Here is a 19,404-nt window from a genome sequence, read left to right as displayed (position 1 = left end):
TTTTGAAAGATGAACATATTGAGGTGATCTAATGCATGCACAACAAAAAACACCTATGCCGAGGCTTTGTAAACAACTAACGGTAGTTGTAGCAACCATTTTTACTGCTGGCATTACTGCAACGTTAATTCAATATCGTAAGCTCCCCTCATCCATTCCTGTTTTACAAAGCTTTACGACTGACCATGCACAGTTTGGCCCTAAAATCGCCATTTTTTATTTACCCTTTGTAGCGTTAATGCTCTTTTTACTTTTACACTACTTAGAAATAAAGGCTGCTTATCCAGTAGTACGAAAACACAAGCCATCCCTTTCTCATCTGGAGCGACAAAATGGTATGATTACTTTTTGTCTTATTAAAAACAGTATTTTGCTATATTTTACATATTCACTTTTTAATGATTTAACAGTGGCAATGGGACATAATCGTATTTTACAACAATGGCATGCATATGCATTTCTTGCTTTGTTATTCGTTATCTTTATCGCCGGCATTATTCGCGGGCTATTACTTCAACATAAAGCAAAAAGCTAGCTGCACAATCACCTTTGTGCACTAGCTTTTTCTTATAATAACACAGTGTCTAATTACTGATTTTAGCGCCCCTTTTTCCTTATCAACTATTAGCAAAAAAATAATAAAATTTCCCCATAAAACCATTGACCGAGAATGATTCTCAATGATAAAATTCCCGTAAATAAACGACAAAGGAGGACGACTTATGTCGAGTTGGGGATCAAGTATTGTAAATGCTGCTAAAAAAACGGCTAAAGATCAAATTTGGCCAGTTACAACTATCGGTAGTGCGGTGGGTGGTGGTCTTCATGGTGTAAGTATTGCTAGAGAAACAGCCAATCAAAACAAAGCAAATGTACACGTTAAAAATGTTGCTAATGTACACTTACCCATTAAAAATGTAGCTAAAACTGTTGTATCCACAGCAGTTAAATCATCTGTTGTTGGCTTAGGCGTAACACTTGGCGTAAACTTTGGCTATCGTTTAGGGCAAGAAAGAGGATGGTGGAAATAATCGCTACTTTCACACTTAATTTTTCAGAAAATATAAAATATTTGGATATTTGGTATATAAGACATGATGAGTTATTGACTCAACAATGCTTTTATAATGAAGTAAAAGAATACTGGGAAGTAAAGATTGAAAACTTTCCTAACAATACATTATATTACTTTCAAACAAAGGATAACTACTTCTTAGATCCGAGCAATCCAATAATTCACCAAGATGGGCAAATGATTTATTCTGTTTATACAGAAAAGCAAAAAACACAACAAGTTAATATGACAGCAAGTGTTACTATAAACAATCAAAAAATAGATGGTGTCAATATTACACCTACAGTATTTGTAAATGATGTTTTTATTTCATTGTCAATCACATTGCATTTCAATAAAATGGCGCAAACAACAGCGCATATTATCACAATTGAATGGATTAGTCCTGAAGAAACGTACTATACAATGGACAACCTTTTACGATTCGAAAAGGGCGCAACTAAAGTTCAGGCAAATCCTCATTTACGAATTGACCCTTCTACTATGAAACTAGGTATTTGGCATGTAAGAATTTTAATTAGTAACATTCTCGTGCAAAAAGTACAATTCAAGTTATCAACCATTTCGTACTTCAAGGAAAGTTGGTGAAGTATTATGTGGTATTATCAATCACTCGCTTATTTTTTATATTTTACTTTAATAATATTTATACCTTCATTTGTAAGGGGTTCGCCTTACAAAGAGACCCCGAAGTCTTCTTATACAAGAAGGTTACTAGCCTCTATGGTAGTGGCTCTTATCATGACATGTATTGTTACTCTTTTAGATATAAGATTTCCTTTTGGATTTGATTAACTCACTCAATTACTACTCGATAATGCTAGGTATCTATTAAGGAAAGATTGTTATGCCAGCTTCTTGTGCAAAAAGTACAATTTAAGTTATCAACTATTTCATACTTCAAGGAAAGTTGGTGAAGTATTATGTGGTATTATCAATCACTCGCTTATTTTTTGTATTTTACGCTAATTATTTTCGTATCTTTATTTGTAACAGGTTCGCCTTACAAAGAAACACCAAAATCCTCCTATACAAGAAGGTTATTCACGACTATGGTATGGGCTCTTTTCTTAACATGCATAGTTACACTATTAGATATAAGATTTCCTTTTGGATTTGACTAGTACTGCCCTTACTATGATGATAGTTTAAATACATTGCTATTGCATGCCTCTTCTTCAAACAATCAGGAGGTGTTTCCAATTAGGAATACGTCAAAAAAAGATAAAGTAATAATTGCATCAGGCTTTTTCTTTCTTGTTTTTTTCGTAAAGTTAGTGAAGGAAATGGATGATTTAAGTTTACTGGATTTACTAGCATCTTTTCTTTTAGCAGTAATAGGTACTGGGATATTTTTCATTCTTAAATATCCATTTAACAGTGACTAATCTCATTTTATAAGAGCGTATTGAATCTTTATAGCAATAATCAATTGTTTAATTAAAAAGTCGATTGCATCCTAAAATTTTGGACCAATCGACTTTTACAATTTATATTACATCATTCATTTTCTTTTTATTGTGGGAGAAGATACTTTCAAAATATAAATTCATTAATATCAGCCCTAATGCAAAAGCAATAAGACCTCCACTAATAAATGCAAGTAACAGTTTATAAAATAATCCAAAGTCAGCTGTATATTGATAATAATCTAATATTAGAAAAATGCCTATTGTGCCAATAATCGAAGTAAAACTAGAAATACAATATGCCCATATAAATTGTTTTCTACTGTACAAAATATTCCCACATCCTTTCAATGTGCTTGTATATATTAGAATGAGAAAAATAAAGCAAAAATATGCATTTTATAAACATTTATTTGAAAATAACAAGGGGTTGTTTTTATTCTAGAAATAGAAAGAAGCAGTACTTAACACTCCCCCAACAAATTTTCCGTTTTTTGTACTGGGTTTCACAAATTACGGAAAATAGATTATACTGGAACTAACTATTAACAATCTTATTCAAAAAGGGGAATCTCCTATGACAGAAAATAATCAGACGGAAGCACCAAAAAAGAAAATGAGTCTGCAAGAAGCAGTAAAACAACAACTAGAAAATAAAAAGAACAAAAATGCTGCGACTAAAGGGAAAATGAATGGTGATACTTCTACAAAAAAAATGAAAAGTCAGCAAACTAAAAAAGCAAGTAATACGCGTAGAAAAATGGGCGTTTAGTGGACATAGCACGCTAGATCAACAATCATTGATAATTCCAAATCCACTATAAAAGAAAAAGCATTCAAGGAACGGCTATGTTCCCTGAATGCTTTTTCTCTTATTAAATCTCTTGGCGTAAAGATTGAACTTCTTCAAGTGATAAGTTTGTTAACTCGATTATCTCTTCATTGCTGTTACCTTTTATAATCATCTTTCTTGCAATGCCTTCTATACCTTGTTTCATTCCTTTTTTCATGCCTTTTTCTATGCCTTCCTGTTCTGCATGATATTTTGCATCTTCGATATTAGCAGCTTCATCTAGCATATATTTGACCCTTGATTGATAAGCAAGAATGGTTTCGGGATCTTGACTAATTTCTTGCCATGCTTGAAACGCTTTACGTATGTTTTCATCTGTCATTGCGATGTCCTCCAATGCATTGTATATATCTTGACGAACTATCTTTTTACTGTCATCTACCATACCTAGCAACAGTAACCACCTGTCTAATTTATTAGAAGGATGTTGTTCCCTTGCCCATGCCTTCAAAAACTTATCCATTTCAATAAAATGAATTTCTAACACATTATCTTGTATACGTTGTAAAGAAATATCGTCATATAAATGATAGGTACTATGATAATGGGTTGCATCTGGAAAAAAAGTAAAATCACAAATATTAATTGTAATGGTCGGGTTCAATGTATGGTATCCCTTTCCCTTTTGTAACTGTAGGTTGTACAATCTTGACCAATAAAATAAAGTACGTTTAAACATGTCTTTTTTATTGGCTAATTGGATTTCGATATTTATGAACTCTCCATATTGTGTTTTGACAACAATATCTAAACGGCATTGTTTATCCTCTTTATATTCGCCACTGACTTCTTGAGTGATAAAAGTTACTTCATTTATAGGCACTCTGCCAGTACGTTGTAAAATAGCATTTAACAATGCGATTGTTAATTGCTTATTTCGTTCACTACCGAAAAGTTGCTTAAAAGCAAAATCTATCTTTAAATCCAATAATTTTAGAAGCGGAACTTGACTAAGTATATTCAAATTATCATTCACCTCTGTATCGTTTGCTCTCAATGTTCTCGATTACTAGCTTGAACAGTTAAGACAAAGACGTTTTACTGAACTGAACGAATATTTTTATTAATCATAATTCGTAATAATATCGTCGAACAAATTATTACTCCCGCGTACGGGTAAAACAACGGTACATGAATAATACCCATTAAAGTCAAAGCAATGATGACGCCACAAAGCACTAAAATTAAGGAAAGAATGTTTTTCATTATTGATTGTCCCCTTTCTGTTTTGCTTGCACCCACTCAGTATTTTAAATAAAATCGATTTACCGCAACCATTAAACCTTTACAGTGATTATCTTGTTAATGAGTGGCTATAAAATTCGTCTTTTATTCTGTCCAGATATAAATTACTATCTTCCCCATCTTCTTGAGGGTAACGCGCCATTAAAACAGGCATTAGCTTATCCCATAATGTGTCCATCACATAAAAATCTCGATCAAAGCTATAATCTAATTCATAAAGAGATATCCCCAGTGCCTTTGCGTAACGTTCTTTTTCGGGCAATACGATATCCGCAACATTTGTAGCAATATATTGATTCACTTCCTCTTGGGAAATACTTACACCATAAATCTCTTTCGCTATTCGTAACGCATCTATATACCTTTCTGTTTCCTCTACAGCGGCTTTTTCCAAGTAAGCATTGTCATGTTTCAAATGACTCATTTCATTATGAACTTTTAATCTAAACTCTGCTTTTCTTTTATCCAATGATTCTTCTACTAAAGCTAAACCACTTTCTTTAGTAGTTTCTTGAAGTTTATGGGCTATATCAGGCATTTCGTCTAATACTTTAGCTACAGCATATTCATGCTCAATCCTCTCCCTACTTACAGCATTTTGTTCTTTACCAAATACAATTTGGCTACTAATGCCGATTGTTAACAGAAGTGCATAGACAGCAATCATAATTCTTTTCTTAGGGCATACAATTTCCTCCTTTCGATAAGCTGTTAAATTAATTTTATCTTGCCCATAACCGACATTTCAACCGACAATATTTTTGTCGGTTACAGTCAATATATCTACTAATCGCTATTCATTTTAAAACTGTCAGTAAAATAAGAAACTATTAATGACATCTATCGTCTAGTTCTTTAAGGGGGAAAATAATATGAATAAGAAATTACTGATTATGCTAATAATTTTTAGTTTATTATCGTTAACCGCTTGTACTTCAGACGAAACGATTAACAAGATAACACTACCGGAAGACATGCCTAATTTCGTTAAAGCAAGTGATTTTGAAAAGATTGATTGGGAGCAAAAAGCGGTGCCACTCCATAACAATATTATCGGAAATGAAAACAAGTCAGGAGTGATTGGTGCAGATGCCCCAAGCTTAAATGGTCAAAAGTGGATGTGGCATCTTTGGGGTATTGACAATCCTACAGAGTTAACAGTTGTAGGTTATCATAAAGAAACAAGAACAATTCATCCCATATTAACGACTGGTTGGACAATTGGACTTGGAGGAGCAAATAATGGCGCAGATGCCCACGCCCCATCGAGCGTTCAAATATCAGAGAAAGGCCAATGGGCAATACTGCTCTATACGAACGAAAAGTTATTTGATATCTTGATTTATGACATTAATGAATAAGGGGATTTTTTATTTTTTTTATTTAAAAAAGCAAATGGTTCATCTAATTCTTAACAAACAGATAGATTTCTACTTTTCATGCCTACTTAAATAATATCGAGCATTTGCAAAAAAGATTGTTCCAAAAAAGAACATCATACCAATGATCCAACTAGCAATTGCAGAATATCGACCATCTAAAATAAATTCACTGATGAAATTAACAAATACGATAAGTACCATAATTAAATATAAACCTATTAAAAATTTCATTTATCCACCTCAATCTATGAAATATTATCTAAAAATAGATAGATATATTGTTAATTTCAAGATATACATATTAAGGTATTTGATAATTAATTACCTATAAAATCAAATACCTTAATACCTCATTCTAGTAAGGGCATGTATTCCAACAATTTATTACTGTATTAACCCCTAATATCCCTGCAGAATTTGCACAAGCATAACAAGCACCACCAGCTAATCCTGCAGAAGCTGCAAGTGCTGCCGGATTACATACTAATCCACAAACAGCGAGCATAGCTCCAAACACCAATAAGTTAACTCCTTTTGAAGCAACACAGGATTGAGTACATTTCCACCGATCAGCTAATCCTGAAACACTAAAATTTTTTTTAATAAGAGACTTATTTTTTTCTATTTTTTGCTTTTCAGCTATTTCATCACCAATTGCATCAGCATTTTCATTTTTTATAATAGTCTCAATATTAGTATTTAAAGTACCAATTAATTTAGTGTCAACCCATAATTTAGAGTGAACATTATTATCTTCATCTAAAATGCCTTTCAATTCATAAACATTTATTAGCTTATATTCTTCTGTAAATATAAAATTCAATAATTCTACGTTATTAACTATTCCTTTATCATTAAGGGAAATAGAGTTTACACTTAAAGAATATTGAATTTCACCATCTGGCAGGGTTCTACCTAAAATAGTGTAATCTGATACATTATACCTTTCTGAAATTTCAACATTATACTTCCTATTTTTTTTCTTCAATTCTTTGTCCAGTTCCAAAATTAGTCTTTGTTTAGATTTATCATCCACACTTATAAGATTTTCTTCTACAATTTTTGAATGGTTAATCAAATTTTCTACTTGCACAATTGTATCATTTATGGTATTATAAATCATTTTAGTTTCAGCTCTAGCAGTTCCACTATATAAAATGTTAATGATTAACAAAAGTATAAACATAAAATATATACTAAGTTTATTATTCATAAAATTCCCTCCTGAAAATTATGTTAAAATCTCAATATATGAATCTAGTATTAATTAATTCCCAGTTTCGTGATTTATATACCACTTAACACAGTACAAACAACATTGTTTATATAATTAAAGTTTCCACATACTAGGTATTTGTTATCATTACTTACAATCAAAGTATTTCCTCTATAAAAACTTCATCCTGATGCTAAAAAAACTAAAAAATTCCCTCCTAAAAAATATTTATTAAAAGTTGCAACTTTCTAACTTTCACTCGAGTTAACTTTAACTTACCATTACAATAACCGACATTTCAACCGACAATATTTTTGTCGGTACCGTCATAATTTCTGTCGGTCACGATTAAATTTCCTTTCTTAACAGTCTTCTAAATACCCCAAGTTCGAGCTTTTTCGCTTCTAGTAATTGCTAATGGCAAGTGATGACGTGCAATTGAAAAAACTAAAAAAGTGCCGATTTCCCTCGACACTTTTTATCATCAATTATCTTTCATTTCATTAAGCAATTGTTTCTCTTTTGCAACCTCAACCGCTTCTAATCGTGTAGACACACCTAATAGGCTAAAAAGCTGTGTTAAATGGCGTTCTACTGTACGTACAGAAACATTGCATATTGCTGCGATTTTCTTATTTGGGTAGCCCTTCATTAACATCTGCAACAATTTTAGTTCTCGATGCGTTAACTTTAAGTTAGCATATCGATCATTTATTTTCTCATTTACATAATCTAAAAAATCGATTGGAATCACAATCTTCTCTTGAAAGCTTAAACGAATTGTTGAGATGATTTGATCAATCGGAGCGGTTTTCACAAGAATGCCCTCCACTTTTTTCTCCACTAATAGGGGATAATACGAACAAACACCATCAGTCGTATATAAAATAATAATTGCTTGTTCCTGTTTTGCTTTAATTTCTGTCGTAAGTTCTAGATTGTTATTGGTGGCAATACAAGCATCAATTAAATATACATGGAATTCTTTCTCTTGCATTCTATCAAGAACCTTATGAGGATTCTTCTCAACTTCAAAATTAAGATCTTCTATCTCCAGTGACAACGTTTTTAACCCTTTTAAAAAAATTGAATGATCATCCACAACTAAAACTGAAATCAATCGTATCCCTTCTTTCGAAAAGTTTCCATTTAAAGTTGCGACACATTTACAGTATCAACCACATTTTTTATGTACTATTTCTATTATTATTTACTTACCATTCTTACTTAAATAGTATCTAGCATTAGCAAAAAAGTTCGTTCCAAAAAAGAACAACAAACAAATAATCCAACTAGCAATGGCTGAATAACGACCACCTAACATAAATTCCCTGATCATTTACAAAACAATAAGCAACATCATTACATATAAAGCGATTAAATATTTTATTTTATCCACCTCTAGCTAAATTCATCGTAAGTCTAGTACATAACTTCCCTACAAATTTTTTAAAACCCATATCATGTGAGCTTAGAAAACACGAAACGAATAAAAAAACAGTCAATTAAAGGGCTTTTACCTTCTCAATCGACTGTTTTCTTGTTTTCACACGCCATCTTACAATGTTAAGACATGGGATAAATTACGTTTCCAGCCTATTGATTGAATTGAAATTGTGAATACAAAACATACCTATGTACTTGCCTCAACCTCTTTATAAGAATTAAACCTACTGTAACTTCTTGCGCATCCTTCTTGAGTATATAAAGCCTGCCCCAATAAAGAAAACGAGCATCATTCCTTTTATAATTGGAAACATAAATAGCTTACTTACAATAAAAATAACAAGGATATAATAGACGACCATGGCTATTAAAAATAATGTGAGTTTATTCAATCCATTACCTACTTTCTTTTAATGCCGCTTCTATTGCTGCGAGTGCTTTTGGGCCTATTCCATGTAGATTTTTTAATGTCGCTAAGTCGACCTCTTTTAATTGTCGCAATTGTGTATAGCCAGCAGCATTTAATGCTCGAATAGCTGGCTTAGCGACGCCTTTGGGCCATTCCGTCATAGAAGTACCACCCTTTCTTTTTCTGATGAGTCAGCTGTATTTAAGTATGACTACCATAGCCATATCTTAATCAAGAGTTTAAACATTGACAGTCTTTCTTAAGACTTATTATGCAAGTGGTCCTAATGAAATGCAATGATGTACTTAGTTTAGTATTGCTTTATTTCCTGTTCTACTAACTGTAATAACATGAATTGTTCAAGCGCCATCAAAATATTTTTCCCCTTTAGTATCCATTTTCCACCTGCTTGTCCGAGGTGATTCAGACAGATTCCCTTTCTGACATAACAAATACCCAATAAAATGAAATCATTTTCTGTTTTGCATAAAGATATCGCGTTTGAAATTTCTTTTTGTGCTTTTGAATATTTTTTATCTTGTATTAATAGCAAAGTAATATTCATCGAAATATTAATTTTCAAACGTGAAACATGACGAAAGTTTTTATACAAAGCAATATGCCGTAAAGCAAATTGTTTGATTTGAAGAACTGTTGGTAAAGGGAATAAAAATAAAATGGCATTTAACATATATAAATCCGCTACAAAAAGTTGGTTATATTTAGATAAGTCTTGCCAAACTGGTTCAACAATAGCCCTCGCTTGCTCCAAATCACCTGCTTTAGCTAGAATGATTAATCCATCTAAAATAGTAGAAATATGAATAATCTGTTGATCTTCCCTAGCTTCTTTTAAATAAAGTCTACATTTTTCCTTCAGTCTATAAAGTACTATTTCATTGTTATAGGGTAAACGAAAAAATTGGATGATTATATCATCCCGTTTACTATATTGATAGCCATTTTGAATATAAAAAAATTCCTCAAATGTAATACCTAGTTGATTTACTATCCCATGCATCGAGGCAAAGGTGATGTCCGTATTGTTATTCTCAAACTTTGAATACGCACCCTGTGTTAAAAAATGAGCTGCCACATGTTTTTGCGTATACCCTTTGCTAATCCTTATTTGTTTTGTAATCTCACCATAACCTTTCACGTTACCATTCACTCCTTACAAAATATTCTTTTATGAATATTTTTCTAAAATGATTGAAATGTATGCAATGATGTAGTTAACAAGGGGGTATTTAAATTGATCAATGAGGTCAAGATGGAAATAACAACTTCAACACTTTGGTTAATCGGTACTGGGAGAGGAAGCTAATTTGAAGAAAATCAAACTATTCTTAAAACCACTCTCCCCTGTTTCAAAATCGAGTAACGTACCAAATCTACCTTTATTGTACAATTAGCGTTTTTTTGTTGTCCATTAATAAAAGCCTTGCAAACCTCTTGAAAGAAAGGGGCTTGCAAAGCGTATTAATGGAAGTCAGAGCTTTCGCTCCATCATTTCGAATATTCGATTTTTTTCTTTTGTTCACGACCTAATATTTTTATTGAGACTAATGCAGTAACGACAGTTAGCAAGCCTAATATCCCCATAACAAGGTTTGGATTAATAGAATCTAATAACACACCCGTAAAAACTTGTCCGACTGGAATGGATATTAATAAGGCAGCACTTAAAAACCCAAAAAATCTCCCTTGCTTTTCGACAGGAATTTTTCTTCTATACATTATGCCAAAATAAGTATTCCCCATACCAAATGCTATTCCAGATAAAAAGTAAAAAATCGTTAGCACGAGTGGCGTATTAGCTAGACTCATCAAAATATTAAAAAACCCCATGACCGCACAACATATAAAACCGTAAATAAATATGCTGGATTGTACTTTCCATTTCATTGACATAAAAGCCCCAATGATTACCCCAACAGGTGAGCCAACAAAAATAAGGCTCCACCTTAATGAGCTTACTTCCATATTAATAACGATTACTCGTAGTGTTAACATAATTGCTGCACCTAAAATATTGATAATAGCCGCGCTAAAAAGAAAGGTTTTTAATATCTTATCTTGGAAAAGAATAGACACGCCTTCCTTTAAGTCTACTAGAAAAGATTGTTTCGCTTTAGCTTTATGCTGTTCTGTAATATTTGAAGTTAACAATATAAGAAGAGAAAGAACGAAGCACAACCCATTAATAAGAAAGAAGTTTCCTGGACTAAACACGCTAAATAACAGACCACCTAACGTTGGCGCTAAAACGCTCTCTAGCTGATTCGATGTTTGTCTTATAGCTACAGCCTCCTGTAGCTCATCATCATTGACAATAATTGTGAGCGCAACATTGGCTGCTGGGGAATGTAACGTACTACCAAATGAATAAACAATAAAAATAAGGAGTATATATAAAAAATCAAAATAGCCCAAAATTGTAATAACGGCAAGTAAAATCAATAACAAACAGCGTATACTGTTTGCGACAAGCATTAAATTTTTTTTATATAATCTATCGACAAAAGTCCCCATAAACGGAGAAAGAATCACGATAGCAATTGTACTGCAAGCACTTAAAATGGAAACGAAGATGGATGATCTTGTTACTTCTAAAATCCAAAGTGGTAAAATAAAAAGGATAATTTTATCTGCAAGACCTGATAGAAATTGTGCATAAAAAATTTGTGTGAATTGTTTATTAATAAAATAGACTTTCGGAATGAATTTCATACTTACTCACTCCTCGATTTTCTCTACTTCATTTATATTTCAAAAAACTTCTACTACATTATGCCTAACCTCCCTTCCCCCATCATCCTGTACTAAATCTATCATGTTAAGTTTCTTTATTTATACAAATATACAAAATTTTTATCCCATATAATCAAAATATTCCTAAAAGAATACTAGAAAATAATATTCCATCTCTTCTTTCCTCCCACTATAAAATCGTAGGAACTTATCTTTAAATATTCTTTTGCGAATATTTCGAAATATCTAATCAATCATCACTTATTATAAAAATATCAAAATGAGGATAGTTCGTTAAATTCAAATTCAATCGGTAATTCTAAAATCTCCATTATCTTTTTCCCCCATACTGTCCGCTTCTATAAGAATCAATAGCATAATTTATACATTTATAATGCATTGGATTTTTGCAAAGACAACTTGCATAAAGAAATGTACATTATTTTTTATTACCTTTCGCTAGATATAGTACCATTTGTCATCGTCTCCTTGAACTCATAAAAAAAGAGAGCCATTATAGCCCTCTTTTAGTTTCTTTTAAAAATTTTTACTTGCTCATATTTATGAACATAATCTTCTTGTAAAGGAAGTCTTCCGTTTTCATCCATTTTATACTCTTTCCCTTGAATTAAAAAAACTGTATTTTCGTCGTGACCATATTTGCGCCAATCTTGTTCGCGCATTCCTTTACTTTCTAAATCAACATTGTGCAAAATGCCGCTCGGACTAATTCGATATCGTTTAGACCCATTATTTATGGTAAAGGGTTCCTCAGTCGTAATGCCAAAACTTTCAAAGCCCTGTAAAATCTCACTATTATCTCTTGCAGTGTGTAACCATGAAGAACTACCTGTATGAATAAAAGTTTGGATGTCCTGTAACAATTGCCGTTTTCGCTCTAAATGAACACGTTTGTGATCGGATATTTGATTATCATAATGTAATAACTTTACATATCTAGATGACCCATCATCAATAAACTGATAATTAATAATCCCATAATCAGTTGGAATACCATAAACTTGATTGTTTTTGATAGTCAAATTAAAATTTGAATCGACATGGAGAACCTTCGCTTGGTATTGATTGTGAAAATTACTTTCTCTTGATGGAGATTCTATTATATTTGAGTTTAATTTAGTCTGTTTTTTTTGAATATGTAACTCCATTTTTTTCAAAGCTGAAGCTACACTTCCTAAACTTTGAAACCCCTTTAAAACCTTATTCTTATCTCTTACACTATTTAGATAAGCAGGATTACCGGTATGAATATAATTTTGTATGCTCGCTAACATTTGGCTTTTTCCCTCTAAGGAGAAGCGTTTATAATTATTTGGATTACCTACAACTGGATGTTTCTCGATGGTCAAACGATTATCCCGCTTATGGTGATGTACTTCCCGTAATTGTGAGCCTAATTGATTTGAGTTTAAAGGAGCCTGTTGTTCTTTACGAGAAAACACCATTTTTGGATAAGATGGAGAGTTAAAAGTTTGTCTTTGAGAAATTGAACGTAATGAGTGCAACATGTTTAAATCCTCCTATTATTTCATTTCCCGTTTATAGCTTATTAAAACAAAGGGTTGTAAAGTATAAGTTCCTGGTAAATCGAAAGATGCAGAGTATTTAAATGCATAAGATATAATATTCACCAACAATACTTGTTTCAAATTCTACTTGTTTATTACCCTCGTCCCCTAATCCCGTTTCTTGAACGATTCTATCACCATTTGGATCTGTAATAGTTACATCAAATGTTTTTCTAGTTACCAAGGTTAATTTCTCGCTTCTGTTCATACCAAGGGCAACTTTATAAATTTTACTATCCCCATCTCCCATGATTGATGTTAAATCGCTTTTTTCAGGAATAGAAAAGTCGGTTCTATCATTACGCTGAAGTTCTATGGCCTCTTCAGAAAGATCATTTGCGTTAGTGACCAAGGGCATAAATACAAACAAAGATAAAATAAACAACAGAGAGAAAAATTTCTTCATTTCTAATCATCCCATCCTTCTATTCTTTTTTATTGAAAATAACTATACAATATTTTTGGTTAAATCATTTAAAATATTCCTAATTGAATATTAAGAGAATGTAAACCATATAGTAGCGTCGATTTCAACACTTATAGATTGTTCCAAGCAACTCTTTTGGTTTTATCTTTATAACCACTCAATATTTAAACATGCAAAAAAAGCGCTTATCCCCTGTTGTAGGCAATCAAGTGCTTTTAATTTATATCTTCTCTTATGTAATAACAATCATGATTTTTAAAATGCTCATAGTATTGACCATATGAATCTTTTATACCACATGTTAATTATGCTTAAACCATTCAACTTACATAAACTGGTTGTTTGTTTCTTGTGCAAATCAATCTCTTATATGAAAAAATAAACCTTATCCTGTTCTTGCTCTTATTGCTTTATTGTAAAAATAGCACTTCTCAATCGTGTAGGCTAAATGAGTCAAATACAAAGGGCTTATAGCGCACTCAATATCAATTAGTACAATGGTAATTTTCCAATCTTACAAATAGTCATAACTTTTACTATAGTGTCTTTTAACACAATATAAATTTGTTCAAATAGGGCTTATGACTTAATTGTATTGCAACATTATATGGTAATCTTGCTTTTTTAGCAATTCATCTTATTTTTCACTTAAATTTTTCCAAATCATAATAAGGATTAGCCAATATTCTCGCCAACTTCATTTATTGTTTTCTGAATTTCATCTAGGGTTGATTTATCTATAGTATTATAATGCCCCAGTGATTCTTTTATTTTCTTAAAACAAATTTCTAGCCCCAAATTTACTACAATAGAAAGAATAGTATCTACTTCATCATATGTATCTGTCTTCCATAATCTAGAGAGAGTTCTATCAATATCATTTCTTATATCACTTCTTAATAACTCGTATGTCATAGTTTGCCTGTCTGTTAGTTGACTAAGGGTTAATAAAAAATTATCTTTTGTAATTTCATTATTTTCAAATTGATTTAATGCATTTTGAAACATCGATATAAGTGTTTCAGTTGGTACTCTATCAGGTAGATTCTTAATTTCATTTATATCCATTATTTCTCCTTCTCCAGAAGTATTTGAGAAAACTAGAAGACATACTCTCTTCTCAATAATTCAATAGGATACTTTAAGCAGTATGTTTGTCCTCATAAATCGATTTAAATAACAATTACCTTCTAAACTTATGAAAGTGATACATGAAAAGCACTTGCTTCCTGCTAGTGACAAACAAGTGCTTCTTTTAAAACTTAGAAAACTTTTACAAACTAAATTCACTTCACACTTGAATCTTCTATTCAGGAACAACCCCCTATTAAATCACTTCAAAATTAAACATTTTTATTTCTTCTTTAATCTTCACAGCGGGGTGCTCCTACCACGTCCCATTTCAGTAACGTTCAGAAAATCGCTCATCTAATTCATTACAACAAATTTTTTTGCCTAAAATAATGCCTGCTCATTCCATGCGGGGAGAACTTGGGCACCAGCATATTTCTCGTTTACTTTGCAAAATGTATGTTGGTAATAAGTGATGTAACTCTTTCTTTATCATATTTAACCTAAGCTTTTTAACCACCTATAATAATATTTAAGCTGGTCTTCAATTTTAACAAACTTCAAATCATCTTCACACTCAAATATATCAACTATATCTTCTGATATAGCGGGTTTTCCAAATTTTAATTTATATGCCAAACGTCCACTCCCCATCGAAAGTTGCATTTGAGATGGATAGATATTTAGCGCAGCTCCATTACACATAATCTGTATTTTTTTCTCTTCTAAATTTTGACGCAAACTTTGAAGCGCTTGAAAAAAGTTCTCATGTTGATAACTTATTGTGTGCCCCAAAATAGATAACACTATTAAAACCATCTCTTCATCATCTGGAGATTCCTTAAATAATGCTAAAAATCCATCAAAAATTTTTCCATCATTCATATATAGTTTTATATTTTTATTTTCACAATTCAAAATAGCACCTTCCAAATATAGTATTAAGAATAGATTTACAATTCTGGTATCACATCCATTTTTACATGTGCAACAGTTCCATTTTAACTGAATCTATGAATATTTTAATGTGTATAGAATTCTCAATAAATCTTCTATAAAGCGTCGAAAGTAAAGGGACAACTTGATTTGTTTATCTAAACAGCCTTCCATTTAAAGGATAAATAAAAACCTTCTTTAACTTCTATATAGAAATACTAACGCTAACTCTTTATGGATAACACTCCAAATCAAGCGATTGCCTCCTTGACTCCAATGATACCTTGAAACAGACATTCTTCCATCCATTTATCATCCAATTCCTTATCTAACGGACATATTAATCCATTATTTCAGCTAAAAAATAAAGTTAATTTTCTACAGTATTTGCGGCAATGAGTCTTAAATTAATTCCTTTATCATGTACATACTGCTTTTGGGCTTTTCATACATGTAACTTTTCTGACTATATCAATTAACTTTTTGATAAGGTACTTCAACACCTTCATCAATAAATAATTGATTCTCGATATTTACATAACTCATCGTATTACGTATCCAATAATACGACTCATCTATTTTATAAAGCGGCACAGGCAACTGATGTTCAAATGAAATCATAAATTGTCTTTCTTTTATAATCGTAAATCTTGTGCCAAGTTCATCCCCTAATTCATATCGACCCGTAATATCATCATTTTTAGAGAGCGATAAAATGTCGATATGTTTTGGTGCTTCTACAGAAGATTGTATTCCCATTAAGTAATTCATAATTTCTTGTTCATATTGAGGAAACACTTCTTGATTCGTTGCTAAAACGATCAATTCCGATGTGGCTGTGTTAATAAAAGCTTGTGCTGAACAACCAAGCCATCCTCCTGTATGACCAACCCAACCATCTTGAACAATAAAACCATAGCCATAATTATCAGCTAATTCTGTTGGTGTTAACATCAATTGGACATGCTTTTTGCTAATGTACTGACCTTGCAAAAATGCCTTTAAAAACTTCGCCACCTCTGCCACTGTTGCATAAATACCACCGTCACCATATGCATCATTATATTTTTCAATTTCATGAAAATACGGGTCATCCGAAACGTTTCTATATCGTTGCTCCTCATAATTATACGTTTGACCATGCGCTTCCCATTGTTTGGCTGGTTGAGTTGTTGTAAATGTAAGATTTAATGGTTCTGCAATATATTGTCGTAAATATGTTTCATATGATAAATTGCTAACTTTCTCAATTATTTTCGCAAGCAAAACATAATTCGTATTACTGTAAGACCAGTACTCTTTTGGCGCAAATTGTGGTAGCCCTACTTCAATAAATGTTTCAACACTTATTGTTGTATCTTCTGCTATGTACTCTGGAATACCGGATGTATGTGTTAGTAATTGCGCTACTGTTACTTCTGTAAAATGAGGTGCATTAAACCAATTTGAAATTTTATCTTCTAACTGTAACCGTCCTTTTTCAATTAGCTGGAACGCCATTACGGCAGTAAACATTTTACTTAATGATGCTAAATTAAATTGTGTATTTTGGTTAATATTATGCTTCTTTTCGAGTTCTTGATAACCATCATAATAGTGCATAATTTGTCCGTTTTTTTCATAATATACTGCACCTTTAAAAGCAATATTTTTAAGTATACTCTCCATTTGTTAACCCCCTAAATAAATTAGATATCTAACATATTAGGTATGAAGAAAGTTTTATAATAACTCCTTCATCGAAATCTCCTTTAATTTTACAACAATCCGTTCTAATTCATCTAACTCATCTGATGAAAGTTTGCAATAAATTTTATCAGCAATTTGCTGTTCTACATAATCTTGCTTCGAAAAATACTCAAAGCCATTTTCAGCTAATGTTATAAATACTTCACGCCTATTTTGTAGATTAATTTCTCGCTTAATATAATTATTCTTTTCCAACTTCGCTATTAATTGGCTAACTGCACTAGAGCTAATATTCATTTCAATCGCAATTTCACCGACCGTAATACGTTTAGATAAGTATACAATATCCAATACAACCGCTTGTTGCGTTGTAATACCGCTATTTAAATATTGCTTATAATGTTTATAAATCAAACGGTTTATCGTATATTCTGCTTCATTAATGCGCTTAACCTGTTCGTATAAAGACAAAAAACCACCCACTAATATGTTAGATATCTAATATATTAGCAAGCATTTTGTCAAACGTCAATTTTATATAGAAATGTCTTACTGTTAGGGCATACAGGAGGTAAAAGGCTGCTGTGAACGGCTTAGATAATGAAAAGCAGTTTGCAATATTAAAACTAACTAACTGTATTTGTGAGCTAGGAGAATTAGCTTTTGAATCTGGACACTTCAGATACATTCATAAAAGGTAACCATTATACTGACTATGAAGAGAAATAATTCTCTTCATAGCATATTAGATAATATATATAAGTAACCTTCATCCTATTCTAATTTTCACTTAGCTGTTCCTATTTCCTCAAAGCACAATCCATTAATTTTGTTTTCTTCAATAAAGTCTATAAACTTTTGAGTACAATAGTAGCTTGAATTAATTTTAGTGTCTCTAAATATAATTTCATTTTCCAAACTTTCTAATTTAAATCTGATGTTCTCGCTCCGCATCATTTCAAGGGATTCCTGCAAATTTAGACCATCAAAATTAATTGCTGTGACCACATTTGTTACATTTATATAAATATAATCTTCTGCAATACCTTTGATTTTTATCGGGAAAATTTCTATAATGTCAGAAAATTTTTCAATAAAAAGATTTTTAAATTTCGCTTTTATTATTAATGTATCTCCATAACAGCGTGAATCAAAATCTAACAATTTTCCTCTTGTATGTTTATCTTCAGAGATTCCAAAAATCTCTTCTTTCCAATCCAGAGTAATTTTTTGTCCCGTAAAGCTAGAAAAGAGACTAATATCCTCCTTTATCAAAAAAGTTAGGTCTTTAAAACTAAAATTATTCTCTATTTTAAATATTTTCATTATAAAATCCCTCTTCTCCAAATTTTAACTCTAAATAATAAATCATTACTAGGGAGTTTGGTATATAATTTACAGAAAATACTCTTTGCTAAAACAAAATTAATAGAAAAAATAGACTCATGATGACCTGAAAAGTCATGGCAAGTCTATTTTCTATTTGTACATGGGCTTCGTTTTTACTTTTCTAAATGACATCTTCTTTTTTGAGAATGCCCAGTTCTTACCGCCATCTTCGGCTTGAATATTGCTCGTAAAAATTATCAATATCTTTTTGACTTAGTATTTTCATATCATTAAAAAGACTATCAAAAATATCTTCAGCAATCACTACGTCTTCTACACAACCTGTATTCTTTGCCAGAAGTTCTACCGCTACTTTTAGTATATCCCCTTTATCTGCTTCAGATAGAGTACTATCATTATAAACTTGAATTATTAATTTTTTTATTTGTTCTTTAGTCTTTTTGTTTTCAATGTAATCTTCCTCTTCACTTTTGAATTGCTCATTGTAGTAGCTCTTTAAAGAATCGCTAATTTTGTCGATTTCACTTCGATAATCTATTTTCATAATTTAAAG

General features: G+C 31.6%; 23 protein-coding genes. 5 read left to right on the top strand and 18 right to left on the bottom strand.

Annotated elements, in window-relative coordinates:
* Window positions 1-31 precede the first annotated feature (31 nt).
* The 3 genes from MHH88_RS09815 to MHH88_RS09805 all read left to right on the top strand — a co-directional run bounded on the left by MHH88_RS09815 (window position 32) and on the right by MHH88_RS09805 (window position 1,663).
* Window positions 32-535 carry a DUF1648 domain-containing protein gene (locus MHH88_RS09815; protein ID WP_339262712.1) on the top strand — a complete coding sequence of 168 codons (504 nt, stop codon included), beginning with the start codon at window positions 32-34 and terminating at the stop codon, window positions 533-535.
* A gap of 187 nt (window positions 536-722) precedes the next feature.
* The gene (locus tag MHH88_RS09810; RefSeq protein WP_339262710.1) at window positions 723-1,031 is read left to right on the top strand and encodes a hypothetical protein; all 309 of its coding nucleotides are present in this window, start codon (window positions 723-725) and stop codon (window positions 1,029-1,031) included.
* Entirely contained in the window at window positions 1,019-1,663 is a 645-nt protein-coding gene (locus MHH88_RS09805; protein WP_339262709.1) for a hypothetical protein, read from the top strand. Before MHH88_RS09810 ends, MHH88_RS09805 begins: the two co-directional genes overlap by 13 nt.
* Before the next feature lie 902 nt (window positions 1,664-2,565).
* Here MHH88_RS09805 and MHH88_RS09800 read toward each other — a convergent pair.
* Window positions 2,566-2,814 (bottom strand): hypothetical protein, encoded by a 249-nt coding sequence (locus MHH88_RS09800; RefSeq protein WP_339262708.1) that lies wholly within the window; start codon window positions 2,812-2,814, stop codon window positions 2,566-2,568.
* Between the two features lie 247 nt (window positions 2,815-3,061).
* On the opposite strand from MHH88_RS09800, the gene MHH88_RS09795 reads away from it, so the two are divergent.
* Window positions 3,062-3,256 carry a hypothetical protein gene (locus tag MHH88_RS09795; protein ID WP_024361916.1) on the top strand — a complete coding sequence of 65 codons (195 nt, stop codon included), beginning with the start codon at window positions 3,062-3,064 and terminating at the stop codon, window positions 3,254-3,256.
* A 103-nt stretch (window positions 3,257-3,359) separates the two neighbouring features.
* On the opposite strand, the gene MHH88_RS09790 is transcribed toward MHH88_RS09795, so the two are convergent.
* From MHH88_RS09790 to MHH88_RS09780, 3 genes are all read right to left on the bottom strand, one after another.
* Window positions 3,360-4,301 carry an Rpn family recombination-promoting nuclease/putative transposase gene (locus MHH88_RS09790; protein ID WP_339262706.1) on the bottom strand — a complete coding sequence of 314 codons (942 nt, stop codon included), beginning with the start codon at window positions 4,299-4,301 and terminating at the stop codon, window positions 3,360-3,362.
* 74 nt (window positions 4,302-4,375) lie between these two features.
* Window positions 4,376-4,543 (bottom strand): hypothetical protein, encoded by a 168-nt coding sequence (locus tag MHH88_RS09785; protein ID WP_339262705.1) that lies wholly within the window; start codon window positions 4,541-4,543, stop codon window positions 4,376-4,378.
* 88 nt (window positions 4,544-4,631) lie between these two features.
* On the bottom strand, window positions 4,632-5,249 hold the full coding sequence (locus tag MHH88_RS09780; protein ID WP_339262704.1) for a hypothetical protein: 618 nt from the start codon (window positions 5,247-5,249) through the stop codon (window positions 4,632-4,634).
* Between the two features lie 205 nt (window positions 5,250-5,454).
* Between MHH88_RS09780 and MHH88_RS09775 the strand changes: the two genes are divergently transcribed.
* Window positions 5,455-5,943 (top strand): hypothetical protein, encoded by a 489-nt coding sequence (locus MHH88_RS09775; RefSeq protein ID WP_337983701.1) that lies wholly within the window; start codon window positions 5,455-5,457, stop codon window positions 5,941-5,943.
* A gap of 376 nt (window positions 5,944-6,319) precedes the next feature.
* Here the strand turns inward: MHH88_RS09775 and MHH88_RS09770 are convergent, their stop codons facing one another.
* The 14 genes from MHH88_RS09770 to MHH88_RS09705 form a co-directional block, all read right to left on the bottom strand.
* Window positions 6,320-7,177 carry a hypothetical protein gene (locus tag MHH88_RS09770; RefSeq protein WP_339262702.1) on the bottom strand — a complete coding sequence of 286 codons (858 nt, stop codon included), beginning with the start codon at window positions 7,175-7,177 and terminating at the stop codon, window positions 6,320-6,322.
* A 487-nt stretch (window positions 7,178-7,664) separates the two neighbouring features.
* Complete coding sequence (locus MHH88_RS09765) at window positions 7,665-8,300, bottom strand: response regulator transcription factor (protein WP_339262701.1); 636 nt, start codon at window positions 8,298-8,300, stop codon at window positions 7,665-7,667.
* A gap of 550 nt (window positions 8,301-8,850) precedes the next feature.
* Window positions 8,851-9,018, bottom strand: a complete 168-nt coding sequence (locus MHH88_RS09760; RefSeq protein ID WP_167331266.1) for a hypothetical protein — start codon at window positions 9,016-9,018, stop codon at window positions 8,851-8,853.
* Window positions 9,019-9,022: 4 nt separating this feature from the next.
* The gene (locus MHH88_RS09755) at window positions 9,023-9,196 is read right to left on the bottom strand and encodes a hypothetical protein (protein ID WP_176723170.1); all 174 of its coding nucleotides are present in this window, start codon (window positions 9,194-9,196) and stop codon (window positions 9,023-9,025) included.
* A gap of 149 nt (window positions 9,197-9,345) precedes the next feature.
* Window positions 9,346-10,194, bottom strand: a complete 849-nt coding sequence (locus MHH88_RS09750; RefSeq protein ID WP_339262698.1) for a helix-turn-helix transcriptional regulator — start codon at window positions 10,192-10,194, stop codon at window positions 9,346-9,348.
* A gap of 350 nt (window positions 10,195-10,544) precedes the next feature.
* Window positions 10,545-11,768: an MFS transporter gene (locus tag MHH88_RS09745; RefSeq protein ID WP_339262696.1), complete on the bottom strand. Its 1,224-nt coding sequence runs from the start codon at window positions 11,766-11,768 to the stop codon at window positions 10,545-10,547.
* A 548-nt stretch (window positions 11,769-12,316) separates the two neighbouring features.
* Window positions 12,317-13,318 (bottom strand): hypothetical protein, encoded by a 1,002-nt coding sequence (locus MHH88_RS09740; RefSeq protein WP_339262694.1) that lies wholly within the window; start codon window positions 13,316-13,318, stop codon window positions 12,317-12,319.
* Window positions 13,319-13,415: 97 nt separating this feature from the next.
* Window positions 13,416-13,784 carry a hypothetical protein gene (locus tag MHH88_RS09735; RefSeq protein WP_339262692.1) on the bottom strand — a complete coding sequence of 123 codons (369 nt, stop codon included), beginning with the start codon at window positions 13,782-13,784 and terminating at the stop codon, window positions 13,416-13,418.
* Between the two features lie 696 nt (window positions 13,785-14,480).
* A complete protein-coding gene (locus MHH88_RS09730; protein ID WP_339262691.1) occupies window positions 14,481-14,873 on the bottom strand; it encodes a hypothetical protein in 393 nt (130 codons plus the stop codon).
* A 501-nt stretch (window positions 14,874-15,374) separates the two neighbouring features.
* On the bottom strand, window positions 15,375-15,794 hold the full coding sequence (locus MHH88_RS09725) for a hypothetical protein (RefSeq protein ID WP_339262690.1): 420 nt from the start codon (window positions 15,792-15,794) through the stop codon (window positions 15,375-15,377).
* A 489-nt stretch (window positions 15,795-16,283) separates the two neighbouring features.
* Window positions 16,284-17,480, bottom strand: coding sequence for a serine hydrolase domain-containing protein (locus MHH88_RS09720; protein ID WP_339262689.1), 1,197 nt, complete (start codon window positions 17,478-17,480; stop codon window positions 16,284-16,286).
* 54 nt (window positions 17,481-17,534) lie between these two features.
* Window positions 17,535-17,972 (bottom strand): MarR family transcriptional regulator, encoded by a 438-nt coding sequence (locus tag MHH88_RS09715; protein ID WP_069512173.1) that lies wholly within the window; start codon window positions 17,970-17,972, stop codon window positions 17,535-17,537.
* A 315-nt stretch (window positions 17,973-18,287) separates the two neighbouring features.
* Entirely contained in the window at window positions 18,288-18,827 is a 540-nt protein-coding gene (locus MHH88_RS09710) for a hypothetical protein (RefSeq protein ID WP_339262688.1), read from the bottom strand.
* Window positions 18,828-19,047: 220 nt separating this feature from the next.
* On the bottom strand, window positions 19,048-19,395 hold the full coding sequence (locus MHH88_RS09705; RefSeq protein ID WP_339262687.1) for a hypothetical protein: 348 nt from the start codon (window positions 19,393-19,395) through the stop codon (window positions 19,048-19,050).
* Between the last annotated feature and the right edge of the window lie 9 nt (window positions 19,396-19,404).

Origin of the sequence: Lysinibacillus sp. FSL K6-3209 (assembly GCF_037976175.1) — a bacterium.
In the GTDB taxonomy this organism is placed as follows: Bacteria; Bacillota; Bacilli; order Bacillales_A; family Planococcaceae; genus Lysinibacillus; species Lysinibacillus sphaericus_D.
This window is presented reverse-complemented; position numbering and strand designations above follow the sequence as displayed.